Source organism: Sphingomonas antarctica, assembly GCF_965137005.1.
GTDB lineage: Bacteria > Pseudomonadota > Alphaproteobacteria > Sphingomonadales > Sphingomonadaceae > Sphingomonas_O > Sphingomonas_O antarctica.
In genome coordinates this window covers 1-16,009 of sequence record NZ_CBCRXM010000019.1, presented here as the reverse complement: position 1 = coordinate 16,009, position 16,009 = coordinate 1, and the positions used below count along the sequence as shown (strand labels likewise).

Sequence of the window (16,009 nt, the reverse complement as noted above, 5' to 3'; positions counted from 1 at the left end):
CCAACAGTGCTGAGCGTGCAAAACGACGTGCTTGATGTGCGATTCTCCGGGGGCTCGATGCTACTGCACAGTTTTTCGACCGATATGGTCGCGCCCGAGCTGCGGACACAGCTGTTTGCCGATGATGTCGGTCGCAAGCTGACCACAGCAGAGCCAAGTTTTATCGATGCGGCTAACCCGTCGGTCATGCTGAACTGGCGGTCCGCCGATTTCGGCGATGGCGCAGTAATTGCGCGTGGTCTGATCGACGGCGCATCGGTCGAACGCACCTACCGTACGCTAAAGGACGGCGATCACGACTTTACATTGTTCGTCGCCACCGCCGGACGATCCGTGGAGTTTGAACAGAACGACTTCCGCGCCCGCCTGCCGGCTGGCTGGGGCGTCCTTGCTGCGCATGGACGGCGGGTCCGCTCGATTTGGCGTGAAGGGCAGTTTGAACTGATCCGCGTGCCGCGCGAGGCTTTGCGGTCGGTGCGCAATCTCGATGCTCTGTGCGGACGCGCAATCAATCTTGGCGATGAGCATGGCCAATTGCTGCTCGGCTATTTGCGGCTTACCTGGTCGATCATCGACAGCGGCGTGACGCCACCGCCGATCGCGATGCGTCACGTCGGTGAATTGCTGCGCGGCGTGGTCATCCGCAGCGATCCACTGGCGAGCGATGCCCCCTCGCGACAGATCGCGCGCTATCGCCTGATGTGTGAGACGATCCAGAAGCTGTCCGCGCGGCCGGGTTTGACGATGACCGATGTCGCGCTGGTTGTCGGCGTATCGCGACGTACCGGCTATGCGATATTCGAGGCGATGGACGCGGATTTCGGAGAAATCCTGCGCGCCGCCCGGCTCGATCGCGCCGCCGAAGTGCTGCGGATCACAAGCGGCAAGATCGAAGGTATCGCCTGGCAATGCGGGATTCGCGATGTGTCCAACTTCAACCGCCGCTTCCGTGAACGCTTCGGCTGCTCACCAAACGATTATCGTACAGGCAAAAGCACCAATGTTTGAAACCCAGCAAAAACTTCCGCGATGGCGGCTAACCGCCAATCACCGTGCAAAAGCGGACAGTCGGCAAACGGCCCAATTGCGGACGCCACCCGTCGTGCCAATCGAACGACAGCAATTGGGCCGAAAGCAGAATGGCTGCTTTTGGACCGGCTGCATAGCGAAGCCGACTTTCAAGCTAGACGAGGCAAGCTGTGCTTAACGCGATCCCAAGCCGGGCTTGAGACCGTTGCATGATCAAATGCTTGAGCATCTCGACATCGTTCTGGAGCGCGATCGGGTCGAGACCGTGTGCTGTTCGAAGCGCGTGTTTCAGCCAATCGCTAATATGCGGGTGATCCAGTACCCACTGGATTCTGGCATCTGCTACCGCGAGTGCGATCTCAGGCTCCTGCCTTACATCCAAAACACGCCCCTTTCGCTTCATGGATGACCCTCCCTGCGGCTCATGCGGCCAATTGCACCCAGCTCGTCCAGAAGATGGATCGCCTTTCTAGGGTGCGGGTCCATTGGCGCTACGCCGCGCTTAGCGGCTCCAGATCTATGGATCATGCCGCCAATCCCGGCAGCACCGGTGGCAGTTCTCCGGCCACCTGTTCCCACTGTAGATCACCGGCATAACGCCATGCCATCCGGCCGGCATCGTCGAGCGTGAACAGGTAAAGCCACCGGTTGTCGAACAGCGCGCGGATATTGGGGTGGCGGCTCAAGATATCCGTAATCGCCTCGGGCGGTGCGGCGATGCATACCGAGAGGCGAACCGGATCGTGGACGAACCGGTCACCATCATGGACCGATTGCCAGGGCAGCCCCGCGCGCATCATGCCGCCATTTCCTTCGATGACGCCGATGCCGCCGACGACATTGTGCAGCAGTTTATTGCCGCCCCCGAACATGTCCGGCGCCACCGTCGACCCGTAATATTGCAGGCTGATCCAGCTGGCCACGACCACGGGCGCAGTCAGGATCAATTCGAGGACCGCGAAGTCATTGTCGTCGCGCCAGATATAGTTGTGCAGGAAGGCACTGCCTTCCAAATTCTTGCCGACAATCAGCCGCCGGGGCGCGGCGATGAAGGATTTGCATCCCGCCAGGGCCCATTCGGGTCTCACCTCCGCCCAGTCGCGGCTGCGTTTGGTTAGGCTGGCCTCGCCGGTGCCACGGGGAAGGCGCAGGGCGCGCTCGCCTCGTGCGACTTTGCCTGCGGCGACGAACAATCGCTTCGCGTCTGTGAGATCGCTCAGATGCGAGGCGGCGTCCTTGTCTTCATCATAGAGTGTGACGGTATCGGTTGTGGTATCGTGCAGAGCGCCGACGAACAGGGTTTCCGCCGGGATCTCGATCCCGCGCTGGTTCAACCCCATCCGGACGTCGCTGTCATTCAGCAGGGCGGCGAGCAGGCGCGCGTTGACCTCCCCCGAATAGCCGCCGCAGGCACCGCAATGGAGTGCGCTTGCATGGGGGTTGTTGACGACGTTGGCACCGTGCCCGGCGAGAACGACAAGCCTTGCAAACCCGGTGGTCAAAGACATGGCCCGCAGCACGGATTCCGCCATCTTCGTCCGAGCCTCAAGACCAAGCGCAGGCTCGGGATGCGGCGCGGGTTCGTCGGGCACCGGCGTCCTGCGCAGACCTAGCGCGTCGATCAGCAGCTTCGTGATGTACAATGGTCCCGTCGCCTCGACGAAAGCGAAGGAAGACACGGCTGCCAGCTTGAACCGGCCCCAGGCCCGTTTGGCACGTGCCTTGATCCTGACGGCCGTGTCCGCTCCGGCATCCTCAGCGCCGCCCGAACGGGTCGACAGGCCTGGGTTCAGGAGCACCGGCAGCCGGTGTTCGGGAACATCCGATGCGAAGCGGCGATGGGAGGCCGTGAGGCCGAAGAAACCGGCAAACCCTAACGTCTCGATCGTCGGATTGAGGGACTCGAGCGCTCGCCGGAAAACTTCCGACCGTACGTCGATGCAGAAGGCGGCCTGAAGAGCGGGTCGCTGTTGGATTGCCCCGGCGAGCGGTGCGGACAGTGTCTCGGCCAGCTTGCGCTGCGCGGCGCGCTCGAACGCCTCCTGGAGGACGACGTCGACGACATGATCGCCGGTCGGTGCAACAGGTGATGCGTGCGTCGCGACCACCGACTCCCAGCGAATGCCGATATAGTGCGCGTAACGCTCATAAAGCGCCGCCTCCCAGACCAGCCGGATTGCCAGGAAGTCGGTCGCTATCGAGTCAACGCTTCCGCCAAGCTCGGCTTGCCACAGGCGATACCGGGCATATTGCGCCCATCCCCCCAGCGTCGTCAGCATCTGATGAAAATACGTTTCGAGCGCCGCGGCGGGCATGCGAAGGCGGTCGACAACGCTGGCTATGGCATCGGTCGCTGTTTCCGGCGCGTTAGAGACATGATTGGCAAAGCCCGCCAGCCCGACGATCTCCGGCGTCAGATCATGCGTCGCAACCGCGCGCCATTCAGCATAGGCACCTCTGCCGCGCGGTGCCGCCCACAACGCCTGGCCTTTGTCGAGATATCCGGCCGCCCACGCTCCGAACCGCTCGGCAATCAAGCCCGGCCAGTCGATGCTCGACGCGCGTGCCGCCAGGTCCGCCACGGTCGGTAAAGCCCGCGTTTCAGGAGGGGTGCTTTGCGCAGCGGCCTTCAGCGCAGCCAAGCTGATCGGACGAACGGCGGACGGCGCGATCGCCAGCGCAGCCTGAAGGTCCATATCTGTGATCTCGCCAATGGCGACGCGCTTCTGATACCAGTGTCGCGGCATGGTCGCGGGGGCACCCGCTATCCGCGCCATAAGCGCGGCAACGGTGCTCAGGCACTCGCCGGTCTGGCCGAGATAGGGGTTGACCGCCACGCTTGAAGCCAACGGCCAAACTGGCGGGATCGCACGAGCGGCATCGTCGATTGCCGCCTCTATCGTCGTCCTATCGCGCACGAATGTATGTTCCGGCGCCGTCATGACGATTGCTCCGTGCCGCGTATCCGCCAGCCGCGAAGCAGCCGATCGAATACCGCGTTGGCATAGAAGCCGTTGGACAGGTGCACGCGCAGACCGGCAGCTGCCGGGTGATAGGCCCAGAGTGGAAACATCGTCTGGACGACGGCGACGAGGCCGAAGCTGATGACCGCCAGCAGGATGAGCGCCCATTGCAGCGGCCCCGGCGCCGGCACCGTGGGCAGCACATCGGACGTCAGCCAGTTCGCAAAAAGTTGCAGGGCGAAATAGCTTATCGAAGTCGCGACGGCGTAACCGATCGTGCGCCGGGTCAAGGCCTTCGGCGCGGCATCAGCCAGCCCTTGCGCGATCATGTAGGCGACACCGAATATGAGGATCGCACCAAGGGCGATGGCTTGCGGCGTTTTGTGCTGAAACCCAAAGCCGAAACCGACAATGCCGTAGATCGTAAGCGCCAGCACGAAGGCGCGGGCGACGGCACCGGCCTTGGGAACGGCGACTGGGCCGGGCCGGCGGTTCGAGGCGATCAGTTCGACCGCGCCGCCAGAGGCGAGAAACGAATGCGCCTTGTAAAGCGAGTGTGCCACGATGTGCAGCAATGCGAGCGGAAAGAGCCCCAGTCCGCACTCGAGAATCATGAACCCCATCTGCGCAACCGTCGACCAGGCGAGCGACGTCTTCACGGCAGGCTGTGTCAGCATCACCAGCCCGGCAAAAAGCGCGGTGAAGCCGCCGACAATAACCAGCGCGGCCAAGACGCCCGGTGCGAGGAGCATGACGTCGGCGAAGCGGATCAGCAGGAATCCCCCGGCATTTATGACGCCCGCGTGCAACAGCGCAGAAACCGGCGTCGGCGCATCCATCACTTCGGTCAGCCAGCCGTGCATCGGGAACTGCGCCGATTTCAAAAGTGCCGCCAGCGCCAGAAATCCCGCCGCCGCCACTGCCAGCCCTCCGCCGCTCCCATCACGCGCAGCACTGAGGATCGCGCCGATCTCGGTGGTGCCATAGGTGCGCGCCAGCAAGATGATCGCGATGAGCAACGCGGCATCGCCGATCCGCGCGGTGGCGAATTTCTTGGCGGCGGCCCTCTGCGCGGCAACGCGGTCCGGATAGAAGAGCAGCAGCCGATGAAGAAAGAGGCTCGTCGCAATCCAGGCAAGACCGAGTTGAAGGAGATTTCCCGACAGCACCAACAGCATGACCGATGCCAGGGTCGCGCAAAGCCAACCGGTAAAGGCACCTTGTCGGGCCTCGCCGTCCAGGTAGGTCGCAGAATATCGCACCACGACCCAGCCGATGAACGAGACCAGGATGAGCATCACGACGCTGATTACATCGAGGCGGAGGGAAAAGCCGATATCGCCGAGGCCGATGATGCGACTGTTCCACGTCCCGGTTTTGGCAAGGACGACGGCGGAAGCGAATGCCACCAGCAGTGCAATCAACGCCGAGGCTTCAGCCAGCCGGGGCAGAATGCGGGGCCGAGGCCCGCCGCTCCAAATGCCGCCGGCGGCGGTGGCGAGCAGCACAAACGGGGCAACGCAAGGCAATAATTCGATCGGCAAAGCCCTTCCCCTCACGCAAATAGCGCCTGGAAGGCCGGATAGCTGCCGTATGATATCAAATTAAATTCATTGTTTCGAAGCTTTTGTTCTGTTTTATAGAACGAATGAAGGCGCTGAATTTCAACCATCTTCGCTATTTCTGGATGGTCGCACACGAAACCAACCTGACCCGCGCCGCCGCGCGGCTGAACTTGTCGCAGTCGGCACTGTCGGTTCAAATCCGGAAACTGGAACATCAGATCGGCCACGCGCTGTTCGAGCGGATGGGCAAGCGGCTCGTGTTGACCGAGGCCGGGCAGATCGCACTCGATTATGCCGACACCGTATTCCAGGCTGGCGACGAGTTGCTGAGCACGCTCGACGGGCGGCCCATGGCCAACCGCCAGATCCTCAGAGTCGGTGCGCTGACGACTCTGTCACGCAACTTTCAGCTTGAGTTCCTGCGCCCCCTGGTCGGGCGCACCGACGTCGATTTGATCGTACGCTCCGGCACGATCCGTGACCTGCTCGCACAGCTGGAAGCCCATTCGATCGACGTGATCCTCGCCAACATCGCCGCCCCGAGGGATGCCCGCGCCCCTTTCCGCAATCATCTTTTGAACGAACAACCTGTCAGCCTTGTCGGGCGACCAAGGCCCGGCAAGGCCCCGCTCCGGTTTCCAGACGACTTGCGAAGCGAACCGATCCTGCTCCCCAGTCTCGACAGCGACATTCGGGTCGGCTTCGACCGCTTGCTGGACCTGGCCGGTATCCGTCCGAACATCCTGGCCGAGGTCGATGACATGGCCATGCTGCGTCTGTTGGCGCGGGAACGCGAGGGCGTAACATTGGTGCCGCCGATCGTCGTTCGTGACGAACTGGAATCCGGTGTGCTGGTCGAACATTGCCGCATCCCGCAACTCACCGAAAGCTTCTACGCCATCACCCTCACGCGGCGGTTCCCGAACCAGCTTCTCGGTGGGTTACTGCCCAATCATGCGACGAGCCGCTCGACTGGGCACTAACGGGCCAGCGGCGACCACTGGCCATAAGCCTCTACCGGGCACCTACGTCGCCCGCGCGAACGGCGGCTTTCGGGATTACCAAGCGATTCATCGAACGACGGATCATGGGCGCAAAGCAGCCTTATGGAATTGGTCGCTTGAACCGGACTGTTATCTGCGACCTCGATCCCGCGGCGCGTAATTCGACCATCACGATCATGCCGATCGACAGGATCCACCATAGCCGTTCGATGCTAAATGTCGTCTCGTAGCTTTCAATGATTTTGCCCCCGCTCAGAAAAGTCCCTGGCTCCCGCCAACCGCGCCAAGAACTGTGATGATACCAACCGCGAGCAGCAGCTGGTGCATGCGCGCCATCCGCGCGAAGTCGACCTCTGGCGCAGCAAAGCAGCCAATCGCCGGTGCAGGTAAAACGGTTCGATCACAAACAGCATCAACGCGAACACCGTCCAAAGCGCGACCATCAGGTGCATCCACCAGAAGTGTCCGTTGGCAAAGCGGCTCCACATGTCGGCGCGAAGGATCATCCAGAGCCCACTCACACCGGCGAGCAGCACCCAGAGCCGGGCCTGCCCCGCGAAACGACCCTCGACTTGCTGAAACCGCCGGAGACGGTCTTCGGGTCGTTCGGTTGCTTTCAGCGTCGGCATCAGGACTGTGGTCACAAACGCTACGCCGCCTATCCAGAACACAACCGCCGCCACGTGGAGCGCGCGGGCGATTACGAAGTCATCCAACGACGTGATCCGGCTCCGGCGTCGGCCGCTCACGGTAGAACTCGACCTGCATGCTCATCGGCCCCATCGTCACGACGTAATGGGTTGCCTGCGGTGGGATGAGCGCTGGCGTGTCGGGCGTGACATGATGGTCACTCGGTGGATCCACGAAGATCAGGCGCACCTCGCCTGAAAACACGCGCAACAGGCCCCAGGTGCCGGACTTCGTCCGGTGATCGTTGCGCAACGCGTCCGGAAGTGTCTGTTCGTCGAAGACCGCTGATTTGGCATAGGGCTCGGCCATCACGATGCCCGCCGGGTCGAGACAGCCGCAAGACCGCCCCGGTCAAGTTCGATACCCAAAAGCAAACTATTGCCGATACGTCCCGCCGCCTGCCGAAAACGATCGCAAACCTCGTCGTTCGGCGCGAGCTCGGAGACTGTACGGTTCCAAAGCGATTGCCAATGCTCGAAATGCTCGGCGCCCAGCCCGCCGACGGCGATATGCTTTTGCATGGGGTTCCCGCTGAACCGCCCCGACTCGATCATGATCGAGACCCAGAAGTTTTTCATGCGCGCGAGATGCGCCGGCCAGTCTTGCACGTGCTTGGCAAAGATCGGCCCGAGCGGGGCGTCGTGTCGAACGCTGTCGTAAAAGCGCTCGACGAGTTGCGAAATAAGGCCATCATCGATGCCGCACGCGAGTGCGTCCGCCAGTTTCCTCGCCCTCGCTGCCTCCACATGACTCACGGCGCTCATGGCGCCAACACATTTAAGATGTAAGTCATATGCATTGATTAGACCCCTTGGCAGGGTAATGCAATAAATCTAATGCATCTTTTGTGAGACTGTCTTTTCAGACCGATTATGCGCTGCGCACCTTGATGTATTTGGCGGCCAAAGACGGTCACCATTCAATCTCGGCAATCGCTGGCGCGTACAGGATATCGAAAAACCATCTGATGAAGGTAGCGCAGCGCCTGGTCGCCGAAGGGTTCATTGAAAGCGTGCGTGGTCGCAGTGGAGGATTGAAGCTTGCGCGGCCTGCATCGGCGCTCAACGTCGGGAAGGTGGTACGCACGATGGAGGACACCACCACGTTCGTTGAGTGCTTTAATCCTGTCACCAACACTTGTGTCGTCACGCCCGCTTGCGGGCTGCGTCACACACTCGCTGGTGCGGTCGAGGCATTTGCCCAGCACCTCGATCAATTCACGGTCGCGGACTTGATGCCCGACCTTGAACAGTACCAGCACCGTCTTCAGATCGGAGCTCTGAAAAGTCCTGGATTTGATATCGGCTCGACTGACAGCAGGGCTGCTGCGCCACCTACCGACCCCACGCCGTTGTTCGGAAAGGACAATTCATGACGAACACAATTCTAGCTCCCAATCCCGCGGCCCTTGTCGAAGAGCGTGCTGCAGAGCCCCGAATTCATCATCAGCCAAAAGACTTTTCAGATCGTTTTGCGCTCGGCTTCACGAAGTTGCTCCGCTTCACGGCCGACACCTTTTTCGCAAAGCGTTATGGCCACCGCGCGATCGTGCTTGAAACGGTTGCTGCCGTGCCCGGCATGGTGGGCGGCATGTTCACGCACCTCACCTGCCTGCGCCGGATGAAGGATGATGAGGGCTGGATTCGCACTCTCATGGAAGAAGCCGAAAATGAGCGCATGCATCTGATGACCTTCATCGAGATTGCGAAGCCCACAGTGTTCGAGCGACTTGTCATCCTGCTGGCCCAGTGGATTTTCCTTGCGTTGTTCTCGTTGCTCTATCTGATCTCGGCCCGGACCGCGCACCGTGTTGTCGGCTATTTCGAAGAGGAAGCGGTGATCAGTTACACGCTTTACCTCAACGAAATCGACGAGGGTCGCTCACCCAACGTGCCTGCGCCGGCGATCGCAAAGCATTACTGGAAGATGGCCGACGATGCGACATTGCGGGACGTCGTGCTCGTTGTTCGCGCCGACGAGGCGCATCATCGTGACGTCAATCACGGCTTCGCGACAAAGCTCAGCGGTGGGACCATCGATAGTGCGGCTACGGCTCCTTATCCGCAGCACGCTGATGATATTCGTCTGACTGCCTGAGGACCGCTGAAATCTAGAGCATATTTCGATCTGTAAGCGTCATAACCGGCGGCTGCGAAGTAGTTTGCGCACTCGGTTGGCGTGAAGGCGTCGATGCTATCGCCGATGACGCGCCAGAGCTGATCGACGGAGCGGGCGGCGGCCTTACGCAGGCGCATCTTGAGTTTGGCGAAGGCGTTCTCGATTGGATTGAAGTCGGGCGAATATGGCGGGAGGAATACGAGCGTGGCGCCGGCTGCCTCCACCGCATCGCGGACGGCCGTGCCCTTGTGGGCTGGCAGGTTGTCGAGGATCACGACATCGCCGGGCAGCAGCGTCGGCACGAGCACCTGCTTGGTATAGGCGAGGAACCACTCGCCGGTCATCGGCCCGTCGAGCACCATCGGTGCGGTCATGCCGGTAAGCCTGAGCGCGCCGACGAAGGTGGTCGTCTTCCAGTGACCGTGCGGGATCGCCGAGCGCAACCGCTCGCCGCGCGGCGCACGTCCATGCAGTCGCGCCATCTTGGTGCTGGCGCCGGTCTCGTCGATGAACACCAGCGTGTGCGGATCGAGATCGAGCTGCCCTTCGAATCAGGCTTCGCGCCGGATCAGGACGTCGGGGCGGTCCTGCTCGATAGCGTGCCCGGTCTTTATGGGATGGCCCGCCCCTTATCATCTGGCGCAGTCTGGCGTCGGATCAAGAGGAGAGGACCGATGACGAAGACACCGATTGCTATGCTTGGGATCGACCTGGGTAAAAATAGTTGCAGCCTGGCAGGAATGGACGCGAGCGGCGCCGTGATACTGCGCCGGCGGATGACGCGGGAGGGATTGATCAAGTTCGCCGCCGAGTTGCCACCGTGCATCGTTGCGATGGAGGCCTGTTGCGGAGCGCACTATCTTGGTCGCACGTTCGAGGCGCAAGGCCACACGGTGCGGTTGATGTCACCGGAGTACGTGGCTCCTTACGTAAAGGCGCAAAAGACCGATGATCGCGACGCGGAAGCTATTGCCGAGGCCGCAACCCGGCCGACGATGCGCCTGGTTACACTCAAGACCGAGGCGCAGCTTGATCTGCAAGTTCTCCATCGGGCGCGCGAGCGCCTTGTGGCAGGCCGGACTCGGTTGACCAATCAGCTTCGAGCGGTGCTGCTGGAGCGCGGCGTGATCCTGCCCAAGCGTCGTTCGTGTCTGGCCAAGCGGCTGGATGAGATGATGAAGGAGGGCGAACTGGCGGTCAGCCCCCGAGCGATCAGGCTATTGCAGGATCTCCGCGAGGAGTGGGCAAGCCTCGATCGGCGCATCACGGCCTATGATGACGAACTCGCGGCGTTGATCCGCCGGCGTTGGAAGAAACGCCATAAGCCGGCGACACTGACGCCGATCCCGTGCCCGGCAAGCTCGGTCCGCAGGTCGGCCAGCGTGATGTCCGACTTCTTCTCCAAGGCACCCAGGATCACAGCAGCATGCGCCTCAATCCGCGCAGAGCGACGATCGCCACCCTGCTGCTTGGGGGTGGCATCACCGACCAGCTTCGAAAGCGCCTGCCAGCGGATCCCGCTCGATGCGCTTACACCGAACCGTGCAGCCGCCTGGCGACACGATGCACCCGCGTCGATCGCCGCGATTACGCGCCGGCGAAGATCAATCGATAGCGCCCTGGCCATACATCCCGGCCTCCCCGCCGGCATGAAGCTTGAATCAGATCGCCATCGCTTTGGGAATCCCTGTTGAGTCAGTCAGCTCGAAATACGCTCTAGGTGTTTAGTCCCGGCATGTGGTGGATCGGATTGACGATGAACCGCTCTGGCTCCGCCGTCCAGATCTTGGCGACGTATTCGTGGGGTGTGAGGCCACTGAGCGTTTTCAGCCGGCGAGCGAAGTTGTAGGCGGCCATGAAGTCAGCGAGGTGGGTTCGGAGCTGTTCATGGCTTTCGTAATGGAAGCGTTTGACGGTCGCCTCCTTGATGGTCCGGTTCATTCGCTCGACCTGTCCGTTGGTCCACGGGTGGTTCGGTTTGGTGAGCCGGTGTTCGATGCCGTTCGCCTCGCAGATCATGTCGAAGCGCATCTGGCGCGACCAGGCGGTGTTCCGGTTGCGCGGCTGATCGGCGAACTGGATGCCATTGTCGGTCAGGATCGTGTGGATGCGATAGGGTACAGTTTTGAGCAGATGCTCGAGGAACTCCCACGCCGTCCGTCGATCGGCCTTGTCGACCAGCTGGGTGACCGCGAACTTACTCGTGCGATCGATGCCGACGAACAGGTAGTGCTTGCCTTCGGCGGTCTGCACCTCGGCAATATCCATGTGGAAGAAGCCAATCGGATAACGCTTAAAGAGTTGCCGTTTCGGCTTGTCACCCTCGATGTCCGGCAGGCGGGAGATGCCGTGCCGCTGCAGGCAGCGGTGGAGTGCTGACCGCGTCAGATGTGGAATCGAAGGCTGCAACGCGTAGAGGCAGTCGTCGAGCGGTAGCAGCGTGTGACGCCGGAACGCGACCACGGCTGCCTCTTCTGCTTGGGTCAGGGTCGGGGAATGGGGGGCCTTCGGCCCGGTCTTCATATCCTCGATCGTCGCCCGCTTGCGCCACTTCGCCACCGTCTTGGGGTTGATCCCCAGCTCTCGGCTCAGCGCCGAGAGCGAAGCTTGCGATCGCTGTATTGCTGCTCGGACAGCGTACGTGGTCGTGGCGCTCCCGTGACGAACTTGTCCCATATGGCTTCCTTCCATGCCAACGAAAGGATCGCACCATCAAACCGTGGGATCAAACACTTAGTTACCAAAAGCGGACATTCCCGCGTGCGCATGCTTAATGGTCCGATCGATCGCGTAAAAAACCAATCCAAGTTTGCGGTTTGGTCGTAACTCAGCTTGTCAAAAGTTCAGCACAAGCTGGCAGGGCTGGCAACGCCAGCACGATCCCGGCGTGCCTAAATACAATCGGGGAGTTCTTCCATGTCAATATTTGCCGCTCGCAACACCGTCTTGATCACCGCCACGATCTTGGTCGCTTTGGCCGTTCCGTCCGCTGCATCTGCGCAGGTAAGCCCCGGAAAATGGGAGATCGTGACGACCATCCACTCGGTGGATATGCCGAACGCACCTCCTTTCGTTGCTGACATGATGAAGGGCAAGCCGATCAAGGTCAGCCATTGCTTGACGCCCGCTGAAGCTGTTCGCGGGCCACAGGATCTAATGAAGTCGCGCAAGGAGTGCACTTTTACGCGCTACAGCATGGTCGGCGGCAAACTCGATTCCGTCATGGTCTGCAAACAAAGCGGTGGCACCATGACCTCGACAAGCCGGGGGAGCTTCACCTTGAACAGCTTCACGACGACAGGCCGCTCAGTCGCGACCGGTGCCCAGCCCATCACAATGACCGCCACTGCGATCGGAAGACGCGTAGGCGAATGTAAGTAGACTTTGCGAGAGCAACCCAAGGCCACCCGCTCGAGAGACGGCAAGGATATTCTGTTGAAGGCCGCCTGTCCGTTAACGACCAAAAAGCGGGCATTCAAAAAAGCCCCGCCCGATCGCGCGGGCGGGGCTAGGCGTTGCCTGGATCGCAAAAGCCTGGCGCTGTTCTAACGCCTCGATGACGCCTTTCACTCACCATCTCGGCGTGCCGTTCGCACCCCTGGGCCTTAATCGGGGCAAAGCAACCCAAAGCAGTAGCTGAGATAAACGTATCCGCCGCGCCGCCTCGCTTACGCTTGGCCGACACCGCAGCGATTTCTGACCCAAAATCGGACGTTAAAAGGTTAAACATCGCCATATGAATGCCGTTGCTGAGCCCTGAATCTATTGTAGCGCGTTGCAAATAAGGGTATACTCCACTGAACCATATGACATGCAAATTTTTGCTTTTTATAGCTTCGCCTGGGTCACGTACGCGCGGCAAGATTGCGATAGCACTGCTGACGGCTGCCGCATCCCTCGGGGGATTGTCAGTTATCGCTCCAGGCTCATCGATTGGACAGTCAGCGATGGCCATCCTGAGGGACCCCGGTTCGATCCTGGCAGATCGTTCTCCCGGAACCCGGGCCGCTGGAGCTCTAACACAGTCTAAAGCAACCAAGCTCATCAAGCCCTCCGCTCCGCGCGCCACCAGCCTGTCTTCGGCCGGTGGGCCGCCCCTCAAACGCGCCCAAGCGGCCTTGGCCCCCGCTGTTGGCGGCCCGGCGCTGGAATCAGGGTCGCTGATCCAACCCGCGACGCTCGATCTCCTGCCGGAAATGCCAGGGGTGGCAGGCGACCTGTTTGCACCGGGCGGCGGCGTGCCTGGCGGCGGTTTCGGACCTGGCTTCGGCTTTCCCATCGGCGGAGGCGGTGGAGGCGGAGGTTATTATGAGCTCCCTGTTCCGCCGGTTGTGCCAAGAGGTGGGGGACCAGGTAGCGTACCAGAACCGGCAACATGGTTCACACTGATAATCGGGTTTGCCGCGATAGGGTACGCGTTACGGCGGCGCATCCCCTCGACCACGCCGGCCGTCAGTGCAGCTCGCGTTTAGGCTCGGACTATTAATCGCGGCGCTTTTCTCGGCCTTCCTATTGTTTGGGCCGAAAGACCCGCGATCCGGTTTAGTCGACATGCCTGTCGCCCGCGCTGCTCCAAGCGAAGCTCGGATCCACTATTCATCTGGACATTACCCTAAATTGGTTATGCCGGATGGCAGCATGACAGCCGTAAAAAGCATGCTGAATGTGCAAAAGCGGATGCATTACGGAGACTTTGCCTGGAATGTGGATGGTATTCCGGCCGGTCCGGTCTGGATCCGCGTGGACCTCCGTCTCCAGGCGCTTTCAGTTTTCCGCGCTGGTCATGAGATTGGTTCAGCGATCATCCTGTATGGCACCGATGGTAAGGCCACACCCACCGGTGTGTTCCCAATCCTGCAACGCGCGGCTCAGCATCGCTCGACGCTGTATGATGCTGATATGCCCTTCATGCTTCGCTTGACGAATGACGGAGTGGCCATTCACGCCAGCAACGTACGCGCCGGCGCAGCCACGCATGGCTGCATCGGTATTCCACCCGAGTTCGCAAAGCTCCTGTTCGAGCAGGTTCGACGGGGCGATTTGGTCGCGATTATGCCAGAGCAAAATACTTAATTGAACCTTGGGCAAACAATGTCCGTTAACCATCTGTGGACGCCCCGAGTGACGCAAGCGGTATTTCGAGTGTTTGGCGCGTAGTCGGATGCTGCCATCTGTCCGGCCTCCTGGTGCAGCCACGAGAGCTGCGGGCCCGTATGGGAGTTCGCGGATCGGAACCACATCACCCTAAGCGTGCTGATAGGCACGGTGGTTAGCCCTGGTTCTTCCGATCCCGTCTCGCCGACTGTTGTGCCATACCCTCCTTCGACCGAACTACGCCCCGACGACCTCAGGCCCGCCTCGGCTTACGCCGCTGCAGCGACCGGAGCTGTGTAATCCTCGTTCTTCATCAGCAGCGCCCAGACAATGCGTGCTGTCTTGTTGGCGAGCGCCACCGTGACGAGCATGCGTGGCTTGCGCGCCATCATCTGCTCGAGCCACGATCCCTTGGGCGCCCCCCGCTTGCTCGCCTGCAGCACCACGGCGCTGCTGCCGATGATCAGCAGCCGCCTGAGCGTTCGCTCGCCCATCTTCGAGATCGAACCCAGCTTCTGCTTGCCGCCGGTCGAGTGCTGCCGCGGCGTGAGGCCGACCCAGGCGGCAAAGTCACGACCTTTGGCGAAGGTCCCCGGCGGCGGCGCCAGGGCGGCGATGGCGGTCGCTGTGATCGGACCGATGCCCGGAATCGTCATTAGCCGGCGTGCAACAGCATCTTCGCGTGAACGGCGCACGATCTCCTTGTCGAGCACGGTGATCTGCCGATCGAGCACCGTCAGGCTCTCGAGCAACACCGTGCAGACCGAACGGACGCCTTCGGGCACTGCCGCCGGATCTGCCAGCAACGCGGCGAGCTGGTCCAGGTGAACAAGGCCCTTGGGTGCGACCCAGCCATACTCGGCCATATGGCCGCGAAGCGCATTGCTGATCTGGGTCCGCTGCCGGACCAACAGGTCGCGACCACGGAACACCATCGCTGCGGCCTGTTGTTCTTCGGACTTGACCGGTACGAACCGCATGCTCGGGCGCTGGGCCGCCTCGCAGATCGCTTCGGCATCGGCAGCATCGTTCTTCTGGCGCTTCACAAACGGCTTCACATACGCAGGCGCAATCAACCGCACATCATGGCCCAGCTTGAGCAACTCGCGCGCCCAGTGATGCGCGCCGCCGCATGCTTCCAGAACGACCCGGCAACGCGGCTGAGCTGCGAAAAACGGCAACAGCTTCGCACGGCTGATCTTCTTGCGAAGAAGCACATGGCCCGACGCATCAACACCGTGCGCCTGAAAAACATGCTTGGCGATATCCAACCCGATTATGCTAACTTCCGACACGGACGCCTCCCTCAAGTGGTGTTCAACACCTCCACTCTGGCACATCGATGCCATCGGGGGGCGTCCACCCCATCACCCATTCTCGGACGTTCCTGCGCAAACCACGCGACGCAAAAAGCTGCCTGTCGGCAAACGACCCATAACCAGTCGTAGACGAAGCCTTTACCCTATCCTGGAACTGGACATTGTGGAGCGGGCTTTTGACACCCGCTACACCCCGGAAAGCGGCTGTTGGGTGCTGGTGTCAGAAC

13 protein-coding genes and 3 pseudogenes are annotated in these 16,009 nt (G+C 61.2%); 8 read left to right on the top strand and 8 right to left on the bottom strand.

Annotated features, from left to right (window positions below):
- The first annotated feature begins 57 nt into the window (after positions 1–57).
- The gene (locus tag ACM9ME_RS14400; RefSeq protein WP_415644158.1) at positions 58–1,008 is read left to right on the top strand and encodes a helix-turn-helix transcriptional regulator; all 951 of its coding nucleotides are present in this window, start codon (positions 58–60) and stop codon (positions 1,006–1,008) included.
- Positions 1,009–1,553: 545 nt separating this feature from the next.
- On the opposite strand, the gene ACM9ME_RS14395 is transcribed toward ACM9ME_RS14400, so the two are convergent.
- Positions 1,554–3,971 carry a YbcC family protein gene (locus tag ACM9ME_RS14395; protein ID WP_415644157.1) on the bottom strand — a complete coding sequence of 806 codons (2,418 nt, stop codon included), beginning with the start codon at positions 3,969–3,971 and terminating at the stop codon, positions 1,554–1,556.
- Positions 3,968–5,536 carry an NADH-quinone oxidoreductase subunit L gene (locus ACM9ME_RS14390; RefSeq protein ID WP_415644156.1) on the bottom strand — a complete coding sequence of 523 codons (1,569 nt, stop codon included), beginning with the start codon at positions 5,534–5,536 and terminating at the stop codon, positions 3,968–3,970. The genes ACM9ME_RS14395 and ACM9ME_RS14390 overlap by 4 nt, the downstream gene beginning before the upstream one ends.
- A 104-nt stretch (positions 5,537–5,640) precedes the next feature.
- On the opposite strand from ACM9ME_RS14390, the gene ACM9ME_RS14385 reads away from it, so the two are divergent.
- Complete coding sequence (locus ACM9ME_RS14385; protein WP_415644155.1) at positions 5,641–6,540, top strand: LysR family transcriptional regulator; 900 nt, start codon at positions 5,641–5,643, stop codon at positions 6,538–6,540.
- A gap of 273 nt (positions 6,541–6,813) precedes the next feature.
- Here the strand turns inward: ACM9ME_RS14385 and ACM9ME_RS14380 are convergent.
- The 3 genes and pseudogenes from ACM9ME_RS14380 to ACM9ME_RS14370 all read right to left on the bottom strand — a co-directional run bounded on the left by ACM9ME_RS14380 (position 6,814) and on the right by ACM9ME_RS14370 (position 8,015).
- A pseudogene (locus ACM9ME_RS14380) lies at positions 6,814–7,277 on the bottom strand (hypothetical protein).
- Positions 7,270–7,560 carry a TehB-like domain-containing protein gene (locus ACM9ME_RS14375; protein WP_415644154.1) on the bottom strand — a complete coding sequence of 97 codons (291 nt, stop codon included), beginning with the start codon at positions 7,558–7,560 and terminating at the stop codon, positions 7,270–7,272. Before ACM9ME_RS14375 ends, ACM9ME_RS14380 begins: the two are co-directional and overlap by 8 nt.
- Positions 7,560–8,015 carry a group III truncated hemoglobin gene (locus tag ACM9ME_RS14370; protein ID WP_415644153.1) on the bottom strand — a complete coding sequence of 152 codons (456 nt, stop codon included), beginning with the start codon at positions 8,013–8,015 and terminating at the stop codon, positions 7,560–7,562. The genes ACM9ME_RS14375 and ACM9ME_RS14370 overlap by 1 nt, the downstream gene beginning before the upstream one ends.
- An 83-nt stretch (positions 8,016–8,098) precedes the next feature.
- Here ACM9ME_RS14370 and ACM9ME_RS14365 point away from each other — a divergent pair, with 83 nt between their 5' ends.
- Both ACM9ME_RS14365 and ACM9ME_RS14360 read left to right on the top strand, forming a co-directional pair.
- Complete coding sequence (locus ACM9ME_RS14365; RefSeq protein ID WP_415644152.1) at positions 8,099–8,626, top strand: RrF2 family transcriptional regulator; 528 nt, start codon at positions 8,099–8,101, stop codon at positions 8,624–8,626.
- Positions 8,623–9,348, top strand: a complete 726-nt coding sequence (locus ACM9ME_RS14360) for an alternative oxidase (protein WP_415644151.1) — start codon at positions 8,623–8,625, stop codon at positions 9,346–9,348. The genes ACM9ME_RS14365 and ACM9ME_RS14360 overlap by 4 nt, the downstream gene beginning before the upstream one ends.
- A 38-nt stretch (positions 9,349–9,386) precedes the next feature.
- Here the strand turns inward: ACM9ME_RS14360 and ACM9ME_RS14355 are convergent.
- Positions 9,387–9,977, bottom strand: a pseudogene (locus ACM9ME_RS14355) (IS630 family transposase); the annotation flags it as partial.
- A 66-nt stretch (positions 9,978–10,043) separates the two neighbouring features.
- Between ACM9ME_RS14355 and ACM9ME_RS14350 the strand changes: the two are divergent.
- Positions 10,044–10,718: pseudogene (locus tag ACM9ME_RS14350) on the top strand (IS110 family RNA-guided transposase); the annotation flags it as partial.
- Between the two features lie 367 nt (positions 10,719–11,085).
- On the opposite strand, the gene ACM9ME_RS14345 reads toward ACM9ME_RS14350, so the two are convergent.
- Complete coding sequence (locus ACM9ME_RS14345) at positions 11,086–12,045, bottom strand: IS481 family transposase (protein ID WP_415644150.1); 960 nt, start codon at positions 12,043–12,045, stop codon at positions 11,086–11,088.
- Positions 12,046–12,315: 270 nt separating this feature from the next.
- On the opposite strand from ACM9ME_RS14345, the gene ACM9ME_RS14340 reads away from it, so the two are divergent.
- The 3 genes from ACM9ME_RS14340 to ACM9ME_RS14330 all read left to right on the top strand — a co-directional run bounded on the left by ACM9ME_RS14340 (position 12,316) and on the right by ACM9ME_RS14330 (position 14,442).
- Entirely contained in the window at positions 12,316–12,750 is a 435-nt protein-coding gene (locus tag ACM9ME_RS14340) for a DUF3617 domain-containing protein (protein WP_415644149.1), read from the top strand.
- A gap of 425 nt (positions 12,751–13,175) precedes the next feature.
- Complete coding sequence (locus ACM9ME_RS14335; protein ID WP_415644148.1) at positions 13,176–13,841, top strand: PEPxxWA-CTERM sorting domain-containing protein; 666 nt, start codon at positions 13,176–13,178, stop codon at positions 13,839–13,841.
- Complete coding sequence (locus ACM9ME_RS14330) at positions 13,825–14,442, top strand: L,D-transpeptidase family protein (protein WP_415644147.1); 618 nt, start codon at positions 13,825–13,827, stop codon at positions 14,440–14,442. The genes ACM9ME_RS14335 and ACM9ME_RS14330 overlap by 17 nt, the downstream gene beginning before the upstream one ends.
- Before the next feature lie 290 nt (positions 14,443–14,732).
- Here ACM9ME_RS14330 and ACM9ME_RS14325 read toward each other — a convergent pair whose 3' ends face one another.
- Positions 14,733–15,758: an IS110 family RNA-guided transposase gene (locus ACM9ME_RS14325; RefSeq protein WP_415644146.1), complete on the bottom strand. Its 1,026-nt coding sequence runs from the start codon at positions 15,756–15,758 to the stop codon at positions 14,733–14,735.
- Between the last annotated feature and the right edge of the window lie 251 nt (positions 15,759–16,009).